The sequence below is a fragment of the Floridaenema evergladense BLCC-F167 genome, assembly GCF_041929205.2.
Taxonomy (GTDB): Bacteria; Cyanobacteriota; Cyanobacteriia; order Cyanobacteriales; family Aerosakkonemataceae; genus Floridanema; species Floridanema evergladense.
In genome coordinates this window covers 2,977,512-2,997,436 of the sequence record NZ_CM171625.1, presented here as the reverse complement: position 1 = coordinate 2,997,436, position 19,925 = coordinate 2,977,512, and the positions used below count along the sequence as shown (strand labels likewise).

25 protein-coding genes and 2 pseudogenes are annotated in these 19,925 nt (G+C 39.3%); 11 read left to right on the top strand and 16 right to left on the bottom strand.

The window, feature by feature from the left end; translation table 11 throughout:
- Positions 1 to 6 precede the first annotated feature (6 nt).
- Positions 7 to 1,287, bottom strand: a complete 1,281-nt coding sequence (locus ACE1CA_RS14505; protein WP_413278726.1) for a glycosyltransferase — start codon at positions 1,285 to 1,287, stop codon at positions 7 to 9.
- A gap of 71 nt (positions 1,288 to 1,358) precedes the next feature.
- A complete protein-coding gene (locus tag ACE1CA_RS14500; RefSeq protein ID WP_413278727.1) occupies positions 1,359 to 1,889 on the bottom strand; it encodes a hypothetical protein in 531 nt (176 codons plus the stop codon).
- 138 nt (positions 1,890 to 2,027) lie between these two features.
- Between ACE1CA_RS14500 and ACE1CA_RS14495 the strand changes: the two genes are divergently transcribed.
- Together ACE1CA_RS14495 and ACE1CA_RS14490 are read left to right on the top strand one after the other, a co-directional pair.
- Positions 2,028 to 2,381, top strand: coding sequence for a DUF433 domain-containing protein (locus tag ACE1CA_RS14495; protein WP_413278728.1), 354 nt, complete (start codon positions 2,028 to 2,030; stop codon positions 2,379 to 2,381).
- Positions 2,359 to 2,535, top strand: coding sequence for a DUF5615 family PIN-like protein (locus tag ACE1CA_RS14490; protein WP_413278729.1), 177 nt, complete (start codon positions 2,359 to 2,361; stop codon positions 2,533 to 2,535). Before ACE1CA_RS14495 ends, ACE1CA_RS14490 begins: the two co-directional genes overlap by 23 nt.
- Before the next feature lie 57 nt (positions 2,536 to 2,592).
- On the opposite strand, the gene gltX is transcribed toward ACE1CA_RS14490, so the two are convergent.
- Both gltX and ACE1CA_RS14480 read right to left on the bottom strand, forming a co-directional pair.
- Positions 2,593 to 4,101 (bottom strand): glutamate--tRNA ligase, encoded by a 1,509-nt coding sequence (gltX, locus tag ACE1CA_RS14485; RefSeq protein WP_413278730.1) that lies wholly within the window; start codon positions 4,099 to 4,101, stop codon positions 2,593 to 2,595.
- A gap of 33 nt (positions 4,102 to 4,134) precedes the next feature.
- Complete coding sequence (locus ACE1CA_RS14480; RefSeq protein WP_413278731.1) at positions 4,135 to 4,323, bottom strand: hypothetical protein; 189 nt, start codon at positions 4,321 to 4,323, stop codon at positions 4,135 to 4,137.
- A gap of 60 nt (positions 4,324 to 4,383) precedes the next feature.
- Here ACE1CA_RS14480 and ACE1CA_RS14475 point away from each other — a divergent pair, with 60 nt between their 5' ends.
- Together ACE1CA_RS14475 and ACE1CA_RS14470 are read left to right on the top strand one after the other, a co-directional pair.
- Positions 4,384 to 4,497, top strand: a complete 114-nt coding sequence (locus ACE1CA_RS14475) for a YjbQ family protein (protein WP_486517978.1) — start codon at positions 4,384 to 4,386, stop codon at positions 4,495 to 4,497.
- Between the two features lie 13 nt (positions 4,498 to 4,510).
- The gene (locus tag ACE1CA_RS14470; protein WP_413278733.1) at positions 4,511 to 5,218 is read left to right on the top strand and encodes a hypothetical protein; all 708 of its coding nucleotides are present in this window, start codon (positions 4,511 to 4,513) and stop codon (positions 5,216 to 5,218) included.
- A gap of 95 nt (positions 5,219 to 5,313) precedes the next feature.
- Here the strand turns inward: ACE1CA_RS14470 and ACE1CA_RS14465 are convergent.
- The 4 genes and pseudogenes from ACE1CA_RS14465 to ACE1CA_RS14450 form a co-directional block, all read right to left on the bottom strand.
- A pseudogene (locus ACE1CA_RS14465) lies at positions 5,314 to 5,496 on the bottom strand (DedA family protein); the annotation flags it as partial.
- A gap of 22 nt (positions 5,497 to 5,518) precedes the next feature.
- Entirely contained in the window at positions 5,519 to 5,932 is a 414-nt protein-coding gene (locus ACE1CA_RS14460; protein ID WP_413278734.1) for a hypothetical protein, read from the bottom strand.
- A 27-nt stretch (positions 5,933 to 5,959) separates the two neighbouring features.
- Positions 5,960 to 6,178, bottom strand: a complete 219-nt coding sequence (locus ACE1CA_RS14455; RefSeq protein WP_413278735.1) for a hypothetical protein — start codon at positions 6,176 to 6,178, stop codon at positions 5,960 to 5,962.
- Between the two features lie 213 nt (positions 6,179 to 6,391).
- Positions 6,392 to 6,862 carry a CYTH domain-containing protein gene (locus ACE1CA_RS14450; protein ID WP_413278736.1) on the bottom strand — a complete coding sequence of 157 codons (471 nt, stop codon included), beginning with the start codon at positions 6,860 to 6,862 and terminating at the stop codon, positions 6,392 to 6,394.
- A gap of 525 nt (positions 6,863 to 7,387) precedes the next feature.
- Here ACE1CA_RS14450 and ACE1CA_RS14445 point away from each other — a divergent pair.
- Positions 7,388 to 7,657, top strand: a complete 270-nt coding sequence (locus ACE1CA_RS14445; protein ID WP_413278737.1) for a hypothetical protein — start codon at positions 7,388 to 7,390, stop codon at positions 7,655 to 7,657.
- Positions 7,658 to 7,812: 155 nt separating this feature from the next.
- On the opposite strand, the gene ACE1CA_RS14440 is transcribed toward ACE1CA_RS14445, so the two are convergent.
- The gene (locus ACE1CA_RS14440; RefSeq protein ID WP_413278738.1) at positions 7,813 to 8,892 is read right to left on the bottom strand and encodes a YihY/virulence factor BrkB family protein; all 1,080 of its coding nucleotides are present in this window, start codon (positions 8,890 to 8,892) and stop codon (positions 7,813 to 7,815) included.
- 185 nt (positions 8,893 to 9,077) lie between these two features.
- Here ACE1CA_RS14440 and ACE1CA_RS14435 point away from each other — a divergent pair, with 185 nt between their 5' ends.
- On the top strand, positions 9,078 to 9,860 hold the full coding sequence (locus tag ACE1CA_RS14435) for an SDR family oxidoreductase (protein WP_413278739.1): 783 nt from the start codon (positions 9,078 to 9,080) through the stop codon (positions 9,858 to 9,860).
- A gap of 17 nt (positions 9,861 to 9,877) precedes the next feature.
- Here ACE1CA_RS14435 and ACE1CA_RS14430 read toward each other — a convergent pair whose 3' ends face one another.
- The gene (locus ACE1CA_RS14430) at positions 9,878 to 10,786 is read right to left on the bottom strand and encodes a tetratricopeptide repeat protein (protein WP_413278740.1); all 909 of its coding nucleotides are present in this window, start codon (positions 10,784 to 10,786) and stop codon (positions 9,878 to 9,880) included.
- A gap of 66 nt (positions 10,787 to 10,852) precedes the next feature.
- Positions 10,853 to 11,191, bottom strand: coding sequence for a cytochrome c6 PetJ (petJ, locus tag ACE1CA_RS14425; protein WP_413278741.1), 339 nt, complete (start codon positions 11,189 to 11,191; stop codon positions 10,853 to 10,855).
- A gap of 206 nt (positions 11,192 to 11,397) precedes the next feature.
- On the opposite strand from petJ, the gene ACE1CA_RS14420 reads away from it, so the two are divergent.
- Complete coding sequence (locus ACE1CA_RS14420) at positions 11,398 to 11,817, top strand: BlaI/MecI/CopY family transcriptional regulator (RefSeq protein WP_413278742.1); 420 nt, start codon at positions 11,398 to 11,400, stop codon at positions 11,815 to 11,817.
- Positions 11,817 to 12,656, top strand: coding sequence for a M56 family metallopeptidase (locus ACE1CA_RS14415; RefSeq protein WP_413278743.1), 840 nt, complete (start codon positions 11,817 to 11,819; stop codon positions 12,654 to 12,656). The genes ACE1CA_RS14420 and ACE1CA_RS14415 overlap by 1 nt, the downstream gene beginning before the upstream one ends.
- 208 nt (positions 12,657 to 12,864) lie before the next feature.
- Here the strand turns inward: ACE1CA_RS14415 and ACE1CA_RS14410 are convergent, their stop codons facing one another.
- Both ACE1CA_RS14410 and ACE1CA_RS14405 read right to left on the bottom strand, forming a co-directional pair.
- Positions 12,865 to 13,467 (bottom strand): hypothetical protein, encoded by a 603-nt coding sequence (locus tag ACE1CA_RS14410; protein WP_413278744.1) that lies wholly within the window; start codon positions 13,465 to 13,467, stop codon positions 12,865 to 12,867.
- Between the two features lie 31 nt (positions 13,468 to 13,498).
- On the bottom strand, positions 13,499 to 13,792 hold the full coding sequence (locus ACE1CA_RS14405) for a hypothetical protein (RefSeq protein WP_413278745.1): 294 nt from the start codon (positions 13,790 to 13,792) through the stop codon (positions 13,499 to 13,501).
- 227 nt (positions 13,793 to 14,019) lie between these two features.
- On the opposite strand from ACE1CA_RS14405, the gene vapB reads away from it, so the two are divergent.
- Complete coding sequence (gene vapB / locus ACE1CA_RS14400; RefSeq protein WP_413278746.1) at positions 14,020 to 14,250, top strand: type II toxin-antitoxin system VapB family antitoxin; 231 nt, start codon at positions 14,020 to 14,022, stop codon at positions 14,248 to 14,250.
- 407 nt (positions 14,251 to 14,657) lie between these two features.
- Here vapB and ACE1CA_RS14395 read toward each other — a convergent pair.
- Positions 14,658 to 14,897, bottom strand: a pseudogene (locus ACE1CA_RS14395) (hypothetical protein); the annotation flags it as partial.
- A gap of 93 nt (positions 14,898 to 14,990) precedes the next feature.
- On the opposite strand from ACE1CA_RS14395, the gene ACE1CA_RS14390 reads away from it, so the two are divergent.
- A complete protein-coding gene (locus ACE1CA_RS14390; protein ID WP_413278749.1) occupies positions 14,991 to 15,434 on the top strand; it encodes a DUF29 domain-containing protein in 444 nt (147 codons plus the stop codon).
- 33 nt (positions 15,435 to 15,467) lie between these two features.
- On the opposite strand, the gene ACE1CA_RS14385 is transcribed toward ACE1CA_RS14390, so the two are convergent.
- Positions 15,468 to 16,349, bottom strand: a complete 882-nt coding sequence (locus ACE1CA_RS14385; RefSeq protein WP_413278750.1) for a leucine-rich repeat domain-containing protein — start codon at positions 16,347 to 16,349, stop codon at positions 15,468 to 15,470.
- A 432-nt stretch (positions 16,350 to 16,781) separates the two neighbouring features.
- Here ACE1CA_RS14385 and pyk point away from each other — a divergent pair, with 432 nt between their 5' ends.
- Positions 16,782 to 18,212 carry a pyruvate kinase gene (pyk, locus tag ACE1CA_RS14380; RefSeq protein WP_413278751.1) on the top strand — a complete coding sequence of 477 codons (1,431 nt, stop codon included), beginning with the start codon at positions 16,782 to 16,784 and terminating at the stop codon, positions 18,210 to 18,212.
- An 81-nt stretch (positions 18,213 to 18,293) separates the two neighbouring features.
- On the opposite strand, the gene glgA is transcribed toward pyk, so the two are convergent.
- Positions 18,294 to 19,769, bottom strand: coding sequence for a glycogen synthase GlgA (gene glgA / locus ACE1CA_RS14375; protein WP_413278752.1), 1,476 nt, complete (start codon positions 19,767 to 19,769; stop codon positions 18,294 to 18,296).
- Positions 19,770 to 19,925 lie beyond the last annotated feature (156 nt).

The window sequence follows — 19,925 nt, the reverse complement described above, 5'->3', positions numbered from 1 at the left end:
ACTTTCCTATTGTGAGAAAGTTGGGACTGTTGGAAGTTGTTTTTCGATCGCATCACAAGCCACAGCAACCCCATTTTCTGCTTGAATAATTCGCCCGATTTCTGTTGCTTTAGCTTCATAATTGGGATTTTCTAACAATTCACCTAACTTTTTGGCTACTCTCGGCGCTGAATACTGCTTACGGGAAATAGTGCTGGAAGTTCCCAAGCGTTCAACTCTTGCCGCATTGTCGGGTTGGTCGTGGCTGTAGGGCATTATAAGCGTTGGACGACCCGCCCGTAAAGCTTGTGCGGTTGTGCCAATGCCGCCTTGATGAACGATCGCACAAGCACGCGGAAAAATTTGCGAATATGGAGTATAACCTACGGCGATCATTTCTTCCGAAAGATTTTTTGGAGGTGCATTTTTACCAATCAATAAAACTGCACGACGATTTAACAATTTTGCAGCTTGAATACTTTCTTGAAAAAAGTTACCAGGTGCCATAACTGCGGCTGAACCAAGGGTAAAAACGATCGGTGGTTCTCCTACTTCTAAAAATTGCTTAAGTTCTGGTGTAAGTTCCGCTTTTTCGTCGCTACCATCGTAAAAAGTAAAACCTGTAATCACCGTATTTTTTGCCCAATCAGGTTGAGGTTTGGCAAATGCTGAGGAGAACATTGCCAACACAAGAAAAGGAGAATATTTATCCTCAATAAAGGGATTGCCAACAAGGGGAGGCAAACCGAGTTCTTTTCGTAGTTGATGAATCGGTTCCGCCCAAGATTTAGTCATTATTTTTGATAATTGAATCACGCCTCGGTTGGCGATCAAACCAAGTCCACGCAGTTTAGCTAAAAATGGAAACACAGGGATTACTGATGGGTCGTAAACTGATAGAAATGCGGCAGGTTGTAGAACAGTATTCGCCCAACGAATCCCTAATTTTTCGGCAACAAATCGCGCCGCAACAACTCCTTCACCCATAATAATAAAATCTGCATCTTTGGCACAGTTCATTAAATCCGTGTAAGTTTCCCGTAAATTCGCACAAACCCAATTGCGGATAATATATTCGGTACTTGTTTTCAAATCCATCATTCGCGCCATTTCTTCAGGATCGTTCAAAGCAGTATTATCAGGGCGCATTCGATGAAACTCAAACCCCAAAGCTTCAATTTTGCTTTGATATTCTTTGTGAGTGGCAAACACTACATCATGACCGCGTTTTTTTAATTCTTGTGCGATCGCAATTTTCGGATGCAAATCGCCAAAAGAACCGATCGTAGTTAAAACAATTCGACTCACTATTTTACCTCATCAATAACTTCTCTTTTCTTCCTCTGCGTTCTCTGCGTCTGGAGCAGTTGAAAAAAATATTACTCGATTTCTGAGAACAAAATTTTGTAAGGCGCATATCTATCTTTCCGATAAGAACCAACCCAAATGCTATAAGTTCCAGGCAACCATTGACCAGCAATACCCGCATTTTTTCCTTGATAATCATCATTGCACCAAGTCCCACCAGGGCCACTAATTATTAATGTTGTATCGGCGGGACTAATAACTTGAACTCGCAAATAATTTAAAGGCGAAGTTATTAGTAATGTGTGATTAGGATTGCGATCAACAAAACCCGTACAAGGCCCAATTTCTGTATCTCTCCGACCAGCAATTTCCCTAGCAAATTCCATTCCCCCACTAATCCCCCGCACAATTTGTGGGTCTGGGCGAAACTGCGGGTTAATAGTAACGCCTTGGAAAATAGGAATATTGGGATTAGGAGTTAATTGCCCTAGAGTTTTTGCAGTTAAGAGTAAGTTACAAGATAAAAGAATTAATAAACTTATAAACGAGTTAAGAGTACTGAAACGAGAATTATTTAGAACTTGCAAAATCGGCTTGGACATGATGATTTGTGCAGGGAGAGTAAATAATATTTATTATTTTATCATGGTTGGTTGGGCGATCGCACATTAAATTAATCTTAAGTGGCAGGCTGGGAAAACTCAATGCTATAATTTTGGTTGAGCTATAAACAAAGACTTATGAATGTTAAATTAGTTGATTCTTTAGTGCAGTTAATCGAGTCTCTGGATGTAGAAGAGTATGCTTTATTACAAGATAAATTACAAAATAGAATGATTCAAAAAACAGCAGGAGTCTGTGGGGGTCATGCTTGCATACGTCATACGAGAATACCTGTCTGGACAGTGATTTCTTTACAACAGCAAGGAGCAGATTATCAAGAAATTTTGCGAAATTTTCCCATGTTAACTTTATCTGATTTGAGCGCAGTACAGGCTTATTATGAAAAGAATAAATTAGAAATTGATCGAGTTATTGCTTCCCACCAAGATGATGCTGATATAGAAACCAATGATGAGATTTTACTCAAATGAAAATTTTCCTTTAGAGATGGTGAAGGCTTTACGCAACTTCGGTTATGATGTGCTAACTTCTTATGAGTCTGGACGAGCTAATCAAGGGATTTCAGATGATGAAGTTTGGGTAATTTTGAAGGTACAGAAATCTCGACTCCCAAAGACTTTTTAGATAAATTAATTTTGACCCGATGTAGAGACGTTTCATGAAACGCCTCTACAGCAGGTCTTATTGTGCCTGAGATAATGCTTCTTGTAAGCGGGATTTATCCAGTTCTTTTTGATGTAAAATTACCCAAGATTCGGTTAAATCAGGGCCATGAACATCGCCAGTTAAAGCGGCTCTTAAACTCCGCATTACTACACCTTTTTTTAGGTTTTGTTCTTTTGTTACCTGTTTAATAATTCCTTGGGCTAATTCTGCGGTTAATTCCTGATTATTCAGGGCATTTTGAATTGCTTCTAAGGCAGTTTTAGCGCCTTCTTGTTGTAGTTGTGCTTTGCCTTCTTCGGTGAATTCTACTTGAGATACGAAGAAATAGCGGCTCATTTCTACTGGATCGGGAACGGCAGTAATGTCAGGAATGTTAGTTAACATTTCATTTAACCAAGCTCGATCGCTAACTGGTAAACGAATCAAACTAGGGCCAATTAAAGCGGCGATTTTTTCTAGCCAAGGGCGATCGCTAACTGGATCAAAATTAAACCCTGCTTCTTGCCAGTAAGGAATTAGTAAATTTGTTAATTCACTGACAGGCAATTTATGTAAGTATTGACTATTAATCCAGTTCAATTTATCCCAGTCAAATTTGGCTCCCGCTTTGTTAACTCGATCGAAACTAAATTCGGTTGCAGCTTGTTCTAAAGTGAAGATTTCTTTAGTAGAATCTGGCGGCGACCAACCCAACAAAGTCATGTAATTTGCTAAAGCTTCGGGGGTAAATCCTAACTTTTTAAAGTCAAAAATTGAGGTTACACCTTTGCGTTTAGAAAGCTTTTGTCCTTGCTTATTCAAAATCAAAGGTGTGTGAGAAAATTCAGGAATGGCTGCACCCAAAGCTTCATAAAGAAGAATTTGTTTCGCAGTATTGGCAATGTGATCTTCGCCCCGGATGACATGAGTAATTTTCATGTCAATGTCATCTACAACTACAGCCAAATTGTACAAAGGTTGACCGAAATCTTCAGTTTGAGAACGACGGGCAATCACCATATCACCGCCTAAATCGCTGCCTTTCCAGGTGATTTTGCCCCTGACCATATCATCCCAAGAAATTTCGCGATTATCATCAATTTTGAAGCGAATTACTGGTCTTCTTCCCTCAGCTTCAAAAGCAGCTTGTTGTTCCGGTGTTAAATTTCGATGGCGGTTATCATAGCGGGGGGCTTCTTTTCTTGCTGCTTGCGCCGCCCGCATTTGTTCGAGTTCTTCTTCAGTACAATAACACCGATAAGCCAAGCCTTTATCTAATAAATTTTGGATTACTTGGCGATACAAATCCAATCTTTTTGTTTGAAAAAATGGCCCTTCATCCCAATTTAATCCTAGCCATTTTAGACCTTCAAGGATATTTTCTGTGTATTCTGGGCGCGATCGTTCTAAGTCTGTATCTTCAATTCGCAAAATAAATGTTCCACTTTGATGACGGGCAAACAGCCAGTTAAATACAGCTGTTCTTGCCGTACCGATGTGTAAATTTCCTGTGGGACTTGGGGCGATTCTAACTCTTACTGTCACAATAGATTCTCCGACATGGCATGATCGCTGCTTTCAGGTCTTAATTTCAATTTTTAGACCTATTTTTTCTGTTAATAGCGTTATTGGCGATCGATAAATTTGCGATCGGGCAATTGAGTCTTTTCTTACTCTTTTGCCTCTTCCTCTGGTAAGGTAACGCTTTTTAATTGTAACCGCAAATGTGTATTTGGTGAGTGGCGATCGATATTTTTTTTGAACCACGTTAGCGCAGCGATTCCATAAAATCTTTTATAATAAACTTGGCTTAGCCCTTCTTTGACTGTGCCGATCGCTAACGGTAAATTAGTTTTGGGAACTTGGCAACAAATTTTTCACATTGATTGTGATAATAAAGCGCGTCAAAAAAAGGTTATGATTACTATTTATGGTGAGTAAGTTGTGTTAAACAATGAATTTAGCAGATAGATATCAACAAATAAAAAGCAGATTGGATGGGTTGACTGATTTTCCTGAAGAGGAGTTGGCTAAATCGCGATCGCTTTTTCACTTAGATCGAGTTCCACTAATTCCTAAACATTTTGTTGTCTGGACTTGTTTGGTAGGGTTGCCTTTACCGGAATCTTTGACTAATAAGTTCCAACAAATTGTCCAAAGTGTAGCTGAAATATTACCAGCGAAAACCAGATTTTACAAAGTAATTCCGGCAAATTATCATTGGGAAGTTTTTATTATTAAACGACCTAATGAATCGGTAGATATTGACCAACTTAATGAAGCCGCAATCCTGTTTCGCCAAATATTCAGTCAACATCCACCTTTGACTATTAAATATCAAGGTTTTTTGGTAACAACTGAGGGGACAATCATAGTTAAAGGTTTCGGTAATTTTGACCATTTGCGTCAGGAATTAAAAGAAAAGATTCCCTTTGCTTCTAGCCAACAATCCCCGTTAGGTCATGTTTCCCTTGGTCGCATACTTGACCCAATTGGAAAAGACAATTTTACCAGATTAAAACAGCTAGTTGATAGCAGCCAGAATCAGTTTTTTGGAGAGTTAAAGGTCAGTGAAGCAAAGTATGTGCATGAAACACAATGGTACATGGAAGAAAGAGAAATTATTGCCACACTGCCTTTTTTGAAAAGTAGTTTGTTATAGTCAATCTTTGGGCATATTGTAATATTTTTCTTTTTCGCCTTACGATCGCGAAGACAAATGCCACAATTAAAGCAATTATTACAAAGCTAGAAAAAAGAACCTAGCGTTCCCGCTAATATTACAAAAGTAACATTTAGCTTTGCTTGGGTAGTTGTAAACCCCGCCAAAGGCATGATCACTTCTGAAGGGATAGGAGGGAATAAGTTCTCTAAAAACATTAAGAAAACTATTCCCCAATATCCTAAATAGTTAATGCTACCTACAATGCAATCGAGCATTGATTAAGTGATGAAGAGTTAATTATGATTCGTTTGCTTTGTCTAAACGTTCTGGGTTTTCCACACCGATCAATTTGTTCCAAAGTGGATAGGCAACTTCTGTTTTGGGAACGTAATAATTATCAGTTCCAGCCTCCATATTAGCCATAGCTGTAAACTCTTCCCATTGTGGATCGTTAAGGTCAATATACTTCGCACCTTGTTGCAAACGAGTACCAGGTTCTAACACAATAATTTGTTTTAATTCTTCACTGGAAAAGTCTGGCATTCGGCTATGCAATGCTTTAATTTCAAAAGCATTTAAAGCTGAGGTTACTGGTGGGTGTTGTCCAGCCATTCCGTGATTTTGACCCGCCTCTCGGTTGGGATGTAAATCTTTATCCCACTCATCTGCTTTGGCATCATTTGGTGTGCCAACTTTTTGTTGTTGTGCCATTTTTATTTCTCCCTATTTCTAGAGTTTTTATCCCTGTTCGCCTTCGATCGCATTCTCTTCAGGACGTTCCAGTGCAGGCGGAAAATCTACATATTCCTCGGCTCTATGCACTTCACTATTAAGAACTTCTTCCCGTAAAATATCATCGGGATCTACTGAATCATCAGCAGCAGAAACAAACACATCATTTGCATTTGTGTTGGGTTTATTACTAGTGCTTTTGTGACTTGCATGACCACTGGGCATGATTTTTACCTCTAGTAGTGATAAGTGAATATATTACTCACATACTCACAGTAAAGACAAAAGTTTTGCGATTAAACTATCTTAGGGTGTAGGGAATAGGAAATTTTTACTTTTAATGGACTAATGAAGCCCGCTGATGTTGTAAAAACCATTCATATAATGTGTCAAGGGGAAGAAGCTTTGTCTCAACAAGTAAGTTACATTACTAACACCTTACTCTGTCCATTTACTAAACGGATATTTAATTAAGTTGGCGTTAAAGTATCTCGGATCGTGGGAAACTTCCATTCCTACCCATTCAGGTAATTCTATCACTTGATTTTCTGCTGTCAGTTCTACTTCAGCAATAATTAATCCGGCATTCTCTCCAAAAAATTCGTCTACTTCCCAAGTTAATTCCCCATGTTTAATTAGATATCGGTTTTTTTCAATTAATGGCTTTTCACACATTGTTTCTAACATGGTTTGAGCGTCGCTTAGGGGAATTGAGTACTCAAATTCTGCTCTGGAATTACCAACACTTAAACCTTTAATCGTTAAATAACCTCGATCGCCTACCACACGCACCCGAACCACAGCTTCTTTCTTAGTACAGATGTATCCTTGGCGGTAGATGATGCCAGTAGCAAGCGATCGCCATTTGTCGCCATTTACGAGGAACTTGCGCTCAATTTCAATACCCATGATAGCTAAATTTAATCAAACCTTAGTGGAACTCAGTTTCACTCAATTGTAATTGGTTATCTGTGTCAAAGATTAAACCTCTAGCTGGATATTTTCTAAATCCAAAAGTTATGAGGATTTGACAATTCAAGCTAATACTGTATACTGAATAACTAATGTTCCAGCAAATGTAACATATTAACTTAGCAAAATCATGCTAGAATATGACAATAAAGTAAACTGCTATACATTTCTACAGACTTAACTACTTGTATCTTTTTTTACTGGAGAATTGATAGTAGGCTCTATCTGCTAGTTAATCTTTACCAAACATTATGAGAAAGGAGACAAACTTGACAAGGTTATAGAAACGCACTGGCTGAAAGAAAGATAGCATTCTCTTTAACAATGGGTAAACTCATATTCTGTAAATCTACCTAAAGCAGAATACCAGAGTTGCCAAAATTACCTCCTTAAGGGAATGTGTATTAGCCAAAACTTTACTATTTTTTAGAGGGTTAGTGTTCTTTACATTGTTGACTTTTTATGAGCGCACATATTTCACAACGTTACCGAAAATCATTACAACCTTACGTCGATCCAGAAATCCTTGAAGGAGTAGATTACTTACCTGAAATACCCGAAACCACAGTAAAAGCTCCCGGCGGTACTGCACAGCAAAATCGGCAAGGAACAAACTTCTTGATTTTATTATTAACAGGGTTGTGTTTGATTGGACTTATCTACAATCAGGCATCTAATTTTGCACAAAAGTTGCCTTTGTTTCCGATTATGACTCATGCAGTTAGCGAGTAAAATTATTGAGTAAAAGTGAATTTTGGTATAGATAAATTTCTGATGTAATTAAGTTTTTAATCCATCAAGTAAAGACGATCGCAGCTTGTAAATAAAGCGCTTGATTTTGCAGTATTTTTGCTTCAGCAGGAGTCAAACCCCAGTGTTGCTGCTTATTAACGGCTTCTTCTTTCACCACCTAAATGTCTGATTAATCTTTGTAATGCTGATTTTTTAGAACGCCGTCGATCTACCCTGACATTCTGTTCTGATTGAGCAGCTGCATTTATATCTTCTTGACGGGGAATTCCTTGTTGAATGCGATCGTCCCTAGTCAGAGAAACCGCGCTTTCATCAGGCGTAATTTGCGAACCATACCTTCTAGCATAAACCTGGGTAAATTCTGCACCAAAAAACAATATTTGCGCCGCATAATAAACCCAAGCTAGGATAATAATGAGTGAACCAGCTGCACCATAAGTAGAACCAAAGCTACCATTTCCCAAATACCAACCGAGTAAAAATCTGCCAATACTGAATAGTAGAGAAGTAATCAAAGCTCCGATCCAAACATCTTCCCAAGCAATTTTTGCATTAGGAAGAAATTTAAAAATCATAGCAAATAAAAAAGTAGTTATACCAAAAGCAACGAGAAAATTAACTACTTGCCAAAGTACATCAAAGCCTGGTATTAAGTAACTGAAATAAGCGCTAACTGCTGATAAAGTAGCACTCAGAATCAGAGATACTAGCAATAGAAAGCCTATTCCTAACACCATTGTAAAAGATAAAAAGTTGCGCCGCACAAAACCTTTAACTGGACGATCGGGTTTTGGTTGAACTTCCCAAATCGTATTTAGCGAATCTTGGAGTTGAGCAAATACACCAAGCGCACCAAATAATAAAGCACCAATACTAATAAGAGAAGCAACTGTTCCGGTTGCTGGTTGATTGGCGTTTTGAATTGCTGTTTCTATTACTTCTGCACCACTTCTACCAACTAAACCTTGTATTTGGGCAACAATTTCGCCTCTAGCGGCTTCTTCTCCAAATACTACTCCTGCGATCGCAATTACAATTACCAACAAAGGTGCAATAGAAAAAATCGTATAATAAGCTAAAGCTGCTGCCAAACGCGAAGCTTTATCTTCATTCCATTCATCAAAAGTTTGTTTCAGTAATTGCCAAATCGTTCCTAAATTTAGCGGCTTTACTTTAGACCTAGAACGTGATTGTCGATTAACAATTTGTGGCATTTTAAATAATATTTTATAACTTAACTACATAACTTCATATTTACTGATTACAAGGAAAAACTACATCTATCTAACGAGCTAAATTTTATATTCTTAATTCCTAAACCATTCAGCTTCTATCTTTAGGCTGAGTGACAATATGTAAGAATATAGAGTTTACTAAAGTTAGAGCTAAAAATGGGAATATGCAACTTACAGAAAAAGTGGCGCTAATTACAGGCGCAGGATCAGGAATTGGCAAAGCTGCCGCCCATTTGTTGGCAAGAGAAGGTGCTAAAATTGCGGCATTGGGTGTAACTGAAGAAGAAGTAGCCGAAACGGTTAGCAAGATTCACAGCAATGGTGGGGAAGCAATTATTTTAATTGCTGATATTTCCCAACCCGAACCAATGCAAAAGGCAATTCAACAAATTGTCGATAAATGGGGCAGAATTGATATTGTTTTTGCTAATGCGGGAATTAATGGAGTTTGGGCACCAATTGAAGAATTGCAACCGGAAGAGTGGGACAAAACTTTAGATGTAAATTTGAAAGGAACTTTTTTAACAGTTAAATATGCCGTGCCTTATTTAAAAAGACAAGGCGGTTCGGTAATTGTTACTTCTTCTGTGAACGGTACAAGAATTTTTAGTAATACTGGTGCAACGGCTTATTCTTGTTCCAAAGCGGCGCAAGTTGCCTTTACTAAAATGATTGCTTTGGAGTTAGCAGAACATCGAGTGCGGGTGAATGTAATTTGTCCGGGAGCAATTGAAACTAACATTAATGAAAGCACCCAAAAACGTCATTTAGAACAGATAAAAGAACCTGTGGAATTTCCCGAAGGAGAGATTCCTTTAACTGATGGCGCACCTGGAAAATCAGAACAAGTAGCGCAGTTAGTATTATTTTTAGCTAGTGATGCTTCTAGCCATATTAGCGGCACAGAAATTTGGATTGATGGAGCGCAATCTTTGTTACAAGGATAATGAATTTACTCGGTTAATTAAGCAATTACTGTTTCTTCTCCTTTTAACTGTTTGAGCAAATCTAATGTTTGCTGATAAGCAGTAATATTTTCTTGAAATAGGAAGTTGTTTGCTGCTTTTTGTAAGTCGAGTAATGCTTGTTGTTCGTTTCCTAATTGATAGTAAGCAATGCCTCGGTTAGCGTAAGCTTCGGCATAATTTGGGTTAAGTTTTAAGGCTAGGGTTAGGTCTTCAATAGCTGCGGTATAATTTGAAAGGCGTTGATTGGCGCAAGCGCGATTAAAGTAAGTTCGATAGTCTTGTTGATTTAAGTAAATTGATTGGCTAAAATCTACGATCGCTCCCAGATTATCATTTAACATTAAGCGAGTTGTACCTCGATCATTATAAACTGTGGCTAATTGAAAAGTGTCCTGTATAGGCATTAAACTTAAAGTTTGATTGTAATCGCTAAGTGCTTCTTGATAATGTTGTAAATCACTTTTTGCTAAAGCTCGATTGTAATAAGCCCGAAAATCGATCGGTTTTAATTTAAGTACTTGGTTATAATCTGCGATCGCACTTGCATAATTTCCTTGTCTATAATAAGCTAAACCCCGATTCAAAAAAGATTCTGTATTTTGTGAATTTAACTCAACTGCTTGGCTACAATCTGCGATCGCACTTTCATATTCTTCTAATTGCAAATAAGCCAAACAGCGATTACTGAAAGCCGCAGCAGAGTCAGCTTTTAAATCAATTACCGCAGTAAAATCTTTAACTGCTTCCTGGTAATTTTGCCTTTGTAGTTGTTGTACGCCTACTCGAAAAAATTCATCTGCGCTCATCTCCATATTTATGAGAGTGAGCGCAGCAGCAGCAGCAGGGAAAATCAACAATGCTAAAGTAATGCTCAAGCTGACCAAAATTTCCCTAAAATATTTCATAATTAAGATCTCCTTGGCATTCCTATTAGCAAAGTTTTAAATCTGAATTCTATAAAAAATTTAAATTTATTTCGCCCAGTCTTTTTCTGCTTGTGCTAATACATAAGCAGCAACATCTTCGATTTGTGTATCGGTGAGTCTACCTTTAAAAGCAGGCATAGCAGCTTTACCCTTTGTTACCTGAGCGATTATCGCGTCAGCTGTATTCATTTTGTATTTTTCCAAATCGCTCTTTTTTAAAGTCTTGGCAGCGTTAACAACATTTTTTCCTCCCAAGTGACAAGCATTACAATTGCCAGTAAAAACTTTGGCACCGTTAGTTAAATCAGCGGCAAAAGCGGGATGAGCGAATGTAAAAGTGAATACCAAGCTCAAAATTGCGATAATTGAAAGAATTTTTTTCACGAGTTCTCCTCTTTGAGATCCGATGCGTTCAGGCAGATATACCTGGATCATTGTGAGCAAAGCCGCTTCCTTTGTCAAAAGACAGGCTGTAAAACTTCCCGGAGAACACTTATAATCAACAAATCTGGATTTTACGACCTTAGTCTAAACTCCCAGATTTATCTGTGGTATCAATCCAAAATCGAAAATCAAAAATTTAAAATCCGATGACACCTTTACCAAATTATCGTCCTAAACAGTTATCTCTTGGCCCTTTAGAAAGGGAAATTTTACAGATTATTTGGGAATTAGGAGAGGTTACTGTTAAGGATGTTCACGATCGCATTTTAGCCGATCCAGACCGCGAGTTAGCTTATGCGTCAGTAACGACAGTGTTAAAACGTTTAACCGAAAAAGGTTGGTTAACTTGTGATAAAAGAAGCAGAATATTTTTATGGCGACCTTTAGTTTCCCAATCTCAAGCACAAGCGATCGAAGCTTACGAAAAATTACAAGGGTTTTTAGCAGTAGGTAATCCAGATATTGTAGCAGCTTTTGCTGATAGTTTAGATACTGCTAGTGTAGAACAATTAAAAGCGATCGCTCAAAGAATTCAAGCCGCACGTCGCGTCAGGGAGGAACAATAATGCACTTAATTATGATTTTGATAGTGTTAGCTTTTGCTTGGTTGCTGCGAACAATTGACTTACCAAAAACCGGAAATTGGACAACTCGCACCTACCAAACTTTACTATTATTTTTGTTTCCTCCCTTACTCTTGCTAACTACCTCATTCGCCCTTATTTGTATGGGTTCATCAGGACAAATGATGGGGTTACAAGTTGGCTGGTTGGGTTATTTGTTAGCGTTAAGTTTTTTGGGTTTTTCAGGGGTAAAATTTTGGCAATTAATTGGCGAAGGTTTGCATACAGTAAGTGAGATTCGCAGCTATCCCGTACAAAAACTTAAAGGTAAAAATTGTCGGATTTTTGCTAGTGAAATTCCTTACAGTGCTTTAATCGGTTTTTGGCAACCGGAATTAGTAGTAAGTCAAGGTTTATTAAACAGTTTGACACCCGATCGATTAGATGCGGTAATTGCCCATGAAGAGGCACATTATTATTATCGGGATACTTTTTGGTTTTTTTGGTTGGGGTGGTTGCGATCGATAACCTTTTGGCTACCAAACACCGAAAAGCTATGGCAAGAATTGCTAATCTTGCGCGAACTCCGGGCGGATAATTGGGCAGCAAAAATTGTCGATCCTTTAACCTTAGCTGAATCTTTATTACTAGTAGTCAGTCAGCCTGTTATGTCCCTGAATTTCGCCGTAGAATTCAGCGCCGTAGCACCTTTAAACCGTTTAAATGAGCGAATCGAAGCATTGTTAACCACAGATAAAATCAAATATAAAATTAATTGGTGGTCTTGGATTTGGTTAGTTTTTGTGTTGCTACCTTTAGCAGTAATTCCTTTGCATAATTGATGGATTGGGGACTAGTGATTGGGGATTGGGGATTGGGGATTGGGGACTGGGGACTGGGGATTGGGGACTGGGTAATAACTCAAAATCAGGATTGGGATTTATGGATTTACATGATAATCAGGATTAATCAAGAAATCTGGTAAATCTGTAAATCCTGGTTAAATTTTCCCAATCCCCAATCCCCAGTCCCCAGTCCCCAGCCCCAACATTAGCCATTTTGTACCATCCAAAGCAGAAAGCCCAAAATTTGCTCAACTGGTGGTAGCGGATAATCGTTTAGGTCGATCGCAACTGTTTGCCCTTCTAGTTTGAGAAACCGCCAAACTGTACCGCTTGTCACAGTTCCGTAGATCGTTGAAATTGGCTGCTGTTTCTGTTGATTAAAGCGTTGCGCTGCTACCATCTCAGCTAAACATTGTCCCAATGCTGGTTTCAAGTCTTCTTTTTTTGCTTCCACCAAAACAACTACTGGGGCTTTAATAAACAACTGTTCAGGAGAACGACTAATCAAAAAATCGACATAACCTGTTAAATCAATCTCTGGTTGTACGGAGAATTCTTCACCGGAAAAGACGCTAATTTGTCCTTTAAGCTGACGTTTTACTTCTAACAAAACTGGATTAATAATACCTTCAGAACGAGCTTTTTTTGTGCTAACTGCGATCGCCCAAGGCAGGGTTTCTTTCAAGGTATCTTTGAGTAAAGAACTGGGATTGATTGGGGAAATTTCCGGCAAAAAGCGATCGCCTTCAACAATAGTAAGTTGAAAATCCTCTACAGCTTTACTCAAAGTAAATTTACTATAAGGCATAAAGATTTCCCCAATCCGGTTTTCAATTTGCTCAATCCGCGACGTAGCGCCACCCTTCCGGCTCATATTCGCGTTGAATGCGAATCACCCAATTACCTTGGGGAATAGCTATTTTTTGATGTTCTTCATGAGTTAGTAATGCTGTGGGTGACAATACTTTTAAATACAGAGTTCCATTCCGTTCATATAATTCTGCTTCCCCTTCGCTAATGCGGTGTTTGTGTCCGGTGACTTCTCCTTCTGCTAGTGCCAGGTGAGGCAGTTGTTCACCTTCAATAGATTGAGTAGGAATTAAAATTACGTCGCCTTGTCTGATTGGTTGCATAACAAATTTCCTCTCTATAAATATCTCTAAACTACATTTATTTTTCGTTCAATTCCAACTGTTGATGTATTGCTACTATACTACATTGGCAGTATCGAATGTAGGATCGCTATCCCCCAAAACACCACAACCTAACAACCATTCAAGTCTCGACAGCAAAAGCTTCCGGGTCAACTATCAAAAAATTAATATACAATCAGAAAATTGAGCAAATATGTATACACTCTATGACTTCTAAATCTTCATATTCAGCCAGAAACTTTCTCATCAAGCTACAAACCCTGCCACCAGAACAACAACAGCAAGTAGCTGATTTTGTGGAATTTCTCGCCCAAAAGTATAGCTATACTCCTCAACAAAAATCAGGTCGTGTGCTGGGCTTACACAAGGATATGGGTTGGATGAGCGAGGACTTCGATGCTCCCTTAGCGGACGAATTTTGGCTTGGGGAACTATGAATCTGCTCTTAGACACGCACTTTTTATTTGGCTGTCGCTCACTCCAGAACGGCTTTCAGAACGAGTTACAGATTTGTTGATGGATGAAACGAACCTCTGGTTTTTGAGTCTTGTCAGTGTCTGGGAAATGCAAAACATTTCACTAAACTTTACAAAAAAAAAAATTCACTTCTTAATTAATCTAAAAACCAGAACCCTTTATGATGCTATAGCAAGAACAAAGTACCCCTCTTGAGCATGATACAGTGACATTACCCCTTCCAGCGACTTTGGTAAGCAATACAAACGATCGCCTCTGATAGTTCGTCGCCAAACTACCCACAAATTAACGTAACACATTTATACTTCAAATGTAGTATAAATGTGGAATCGATCGCCCCTCCAAAAAACCACAACCTAACAACCTTTCAAGTCTCGATCGCAAAAGCTTCCGGGTCAATATCCCACTTTACCCAGCGAATCGCATCTCTGGCAGATGTGAGAGTAGGTGGTACGCGCAAAACGTGAATATTTCCCGTACTCGGACAAGTCATTTTTAACAAATGGATTGGTTCGATGTCGATGTTTGCATCTATTTTAAGTAGGGTGTATTCGCGGTAATTATCGATCGCACTTGCCCCCAACTCTTGAAAAATGCGATAACACCCAACATTGTGGATTTGGTTTGAGGAATTTCCGCCGAAACTTAAGAGAGCTATACTTTAGGGATGTTAAGCCATTTCACTTAGAGGTACTCAGTAGTGCAAAATCCCTCTGCACTGTACAACTTGGATTTTTATGGATGGACTCAAGAACAGGTAAAGCTGCTCAAAGAGGAAAAATGGAGTTGCTTAGACATTCCCAATTTGATTGAGGAGATTGATTCTTTGGGTAGGCGAGAAAGACAAGAGTTAGAGAACCGTTTGGGAGTTCTACTGGGGCATTTATTAAAATGGGAATTTCAACCGGAACACAGATCAAAAAGTTGGGTAGCAACAATTAAAGAACAACGTCGCCGAATTTTGAGACTTCTGAAAGAAAACCCTAGCTTACAACCTTTCCTACCGGAAGCTTTAGAAAATGCTTACAAAGATGGTTTGGATTTAGCTGTTAGAGAGACTTTTCTCGATTACGAACATTTCCCTGAAGAATCTCCTTACCTTTTCGAGCAAGTGCTAGATAATGAATTTTTCCCAGAAAGATGATCGCCCCCCAAAACACCACAAACTAACAACCTTTCAAGTCTCCACAGCAAAAGCTTCCGGGTCAATATCCCAGTTTACCCAACGAATCGCATCTCTGGCAGAAGTGAGATTAGGTGGTACGCGCAAGACGTGAATGTGTCCCGTACTCGGACAAGTCATTTTTAGCAAATGGATCGGTTCGATGTCGATATTTGCATCTATCTTTAGTAGGGTGTATTCGCGGTAATGATCGATCGCACTCGCCCCCAACTCTTGCATAATGCGATAACACCCAATTTGTTGAATCAAAACTCGCCGCACTTCCGCATTCTCTTCTGTCAGTAACCATTCAGCTTTCCACTGATTCAAATCTGTCCAATAACGTCGCGGAAGTTCAATTTCAAAACAGTAAACACTCAAATTCTGATTGGGATGATTGGCTAAAGCAGACAAATCTTGAATCGGATTGTCGTCCAGATTGAGTTCTTTCAAAGAATGCAGTTCTTCAATTTCTGCTGGTAAATTATTTAATTTATTGTTGAATAAATAGAGTTCTTTTAAAGAATGCAATTGTCCAATATCTGGTGGCAAATTTGTTAGTTGATTGTAACTTAGATCGAGTTCCGCCAAAGAATATAGTTGTCCTATTTCTACAGGCAAACTTGTCAATTGATTGCAACTTAGATTGAGTACTACCAAAGAATTTAGTTGTCCTATTTCTGCTGGTAAACTTGTCAATTGATTGTAACTTAGATTGAGTACTACCAAAGAATTTAGTTGTCCTATTTCTGCTGGTAAACTTGTCAGTTGGTTTTGGCTCAGATCGATCCATATCAAAGAATGAAGTTGTCCTATTTGGGCTGGCAAACTTGTCAGTTGCTTGAAACTCAGATGGAGTTCTGTTGCTTTCTGTCGCACTTCTTCAAAGTCTAACATCGTTTCTTCCTTTGCCTTTCCGCCAGAAATCAATTACTTGTATTCTGGATAACAAGATTTTGGATAAGTATCGTAATATTATTTTCATATAATTTTGGGTCAAAGTATCCTATATTAAATTTCGTGATTGCTCCGAATTGGAATTAGTAATGCTGTTAACCAAATCTCTTTGTAGAAACGTTGTATATAACGTCTCTAAGGGTTTCTGAGGAAATCTGGTTGCAGAGTTGATGGCAAAACTTTGTGAACTCCATTCCTAGAAACTCTAGATAATGGTTTTTTACTGGTTTAAATTGCTCGAAGATTTTGTAGCTGGTTGAATTGATTTTGTGAAATCCTAAAGAGTTCAAATCATCACCTAGCTGGGATTTTTGTCTATTACAGAGATTCGATTTATTTTACAGCTTAATTGTCAAAAAAGGAAGGATTAGTATGAAACCATTGATTCATCGCACCAAAATTGTAGCAACGATCGGACCAGCCAGCGATTCTCCTGAAATGCTGCGAAAAATGATGCTGGCAGGAATGAATGTAGCACGGCTTAACTTCTCTCATGGCAGTTACGAAGAACACGCCGCCCGAATCAAGCGCCTACGTTCTGTTTCTGCGGAACTGGACTTGCCATTGATGTTGCTGCAAGATTTACAGGGGCCAAAAATCCGGGTGGGAAACTTACCAAGCGAAGGGATAATGCTTCATGAAGGCGCGAGTCTGACTTTGGTGCCAAGTGCCGACTACACTGAACAACCAGATACAGTTGATATTGACTATCCTTATGTCGCAGAGGAAGCAACACCGGGAACTCTCGTTCTCCTCGATGATGGCTTGCTGGAACTGGAAGTGGAAAAGGTGGAAGGAACTGCCGTTCAATGTAAAGTGGTGACAGGTGGTATCTTGAAAAGCCACAAGGGAGTTAACTTTCCCACCTTAAATCTGCGCCTACCTTCGATGACGGAAAAAGACGAAGAAGACCTCAATTTTGGCATCGAACAAGGTGTTGACATTATTTCCCTGAGTTTTGTCCGCAAACCTGAAGATATTCAAGCTTTAAAAGACTTGCTGAAACAGAAAGGGGCTGATATTCCCGTGTTGGCGAAGTTGGAGAAGCCCCAAGCGATCGCCAATCTGGAAGCGATCGTCGATCTGTGCGATGCGATCATGGTAGCACGAGGCGACCTGGGCGTAGAAATGAACCCGGAAAAAGTACCCCTAATTCAAAAGCAGATCGTTCAAATGTGCAACCAAAAAGGGATTCCCGTAATCACGGCAACTCAAATGTTGGATAGCATGATTCACAATCCCCGTCCGACTCGCGCCGAAGCTAGCGACGTTGCCAATGCAATTATCGACGGTACAGATGCGGTAATGCTGTCTGCTGAATCCGCAGTGGGCGACTATCCGGTAGAATCCGTCACCATGTTGGCACGCATCGCCACTGAAATCGAGCGAACCGTTAAGTTCGTCAACTATCCTCCCAATCAGATTACTGATGCTTATGCGCTGAGTGAAGCGTTGAACGAGATCGATCGCATCCTCGATTTACAGTGCATCGTAGCCCTAACAGAAACAGGCTTCGCTGCCAAACTCGCATCGAAAGAACGACCGAGAGCCCCGATCGTCGCCTACACTCCTAATGAGAGAATTTATCAACGTTTAAGTTTGAACTGGGGAGTAAGACCAATCTTACTCAACTCCTCATTTAGCGACAATCCAATTGAAGTGGTAAATCAAGTAGAAGCTGATTTAATTCAACGCAACTTTGCCGTTGCTGGAGACAAAGTATTAATTTTGGGTGGCATTCCCTTTGGCAAATCAGGTAGTACCAATTTCCTCAATATTCACACGATCGGCTCTAACAATTAGATAAAAGTAGAGACGTTGTATACAACGTCTCTACTTTTATTTGAACTTAGAAAAGCCAAAACTCAAAACTTACCTAATCTCCTACTTGTGCCGAATATGATCGTAAATTCCGATATATTGAGCGCCGGGATGATTCCAAGAGTAGTCATATTCCATGCCTTGAATCATCAATTGGCGGAATATTTCTGGAGATTTATACCACAAGTCAATGGCTCGATCGATCGCCGATTCAATAGCCCCATTATCTGTCTGATAAAACACAAAACCATTGCGTTCTTCTTGGGGTTTATTTTCATCATAATCCCAATCAAAAACTGTGTTTACCAAACCGCCAACACCTCGGACGATCGGCACAGTCCCATATTTTAACCCGATCATTTGCGTCAGTCCGCAGGGTTCGTAATTACTTGGCACGATAATCATATCTGCACCAGCATAAATTAAATGGGATAATTCCTCATTAAAACCCAGTTCTATGTGACAATCAGGATTACTATTGAGGTGATTTTTTTCATGCCAAAACCAAGAATTAATTCCCGGTTCTGTTGCTGCTCCCAGTAACACAAATTGCGCTTTTTTATGTAAAGCGTAATAAATCGCATGATGGACTAAATGCACGCCTTTTTGCTCGTCTAATCTGCCGATGTAGCAAATAATTGGTTTGTCACAATGTTTGAGCCAAAGTCGTTCTCGGAGAGCTTTTTTATTCAGGGTTTTGCCTTGCAAATCCTCGCTACTGTAATGATCCGAGAGGTAGCGATCGACCACCGGATTCCACACCTCATAATCAATCCCATTCAACACCCCACCAAACTTATGTTGATGAACGTGCAAAATATTACCTAACCCGCAACCAACCGCAGTAAATCTTGCTTCCCAAGCATGGTGCGGCGAAACTGTATTCACAAAATTTGAATAAACAATTCCCCCTTTCATAAAATTGATCGCCGTTGAATGGGTATCATCCATCAAACGATCTTTACTAAAATAATAAGGCTCATTATTTAATCCCGTTGCCCAAAGAACATTAGCACCTGCTACTCCTTGATGTTTAAAATTGTGAATTGTGTAGCAGACTCGCTGATTTGGCATCCCATGATATTTGTAAATTTCAAATAGCATGACTGGAACCAAACCAGTTTGCCAATCGTGACAATGAATTACATCGGGGCGTTTATTAGTGATTAAGAGAAATTCTAAAGCTGCCTTGCTAAAAAAGGCAAAGCGCAAATGATCGTCTAAACAACCGTAATAGCAACCCCGATTAAAGAAATTATCCTCAGAAAGAGGTTCGATAAAAAAGCATAACCGCCCATGCACCCAACCACAATAAACATGACAGCGAATTGCGCCGTCAAACCAAGGCACCATTAAATCGCGGTAGGCATCATGGAGTCCCCAAATATGGTCATACCGCATACAATCGTACTTTGGCAGAATTAATTCTACCCCATGCCCCCGAATCTCTAGCTCTCTACTGAGTCCATAAACTACATCGCCTAAGCCCCCTGCCTTAATCACAGGAGCGCATTCAGAGGCAATTTGTACAATGTACATCGTTAATCCTCACAGACTACAATCCCCGTCCTTAGAAAAGGATAATCTGTTTTGAGTACAGGTAAGTTTTGAGTTTTGAGTTTTGAGTTTTGAGTTTTGAGTTAAGGAGAGAGTTTTGAGTTTTAAGTTATGAGTTAATCAACTTCCCCTTGTCTC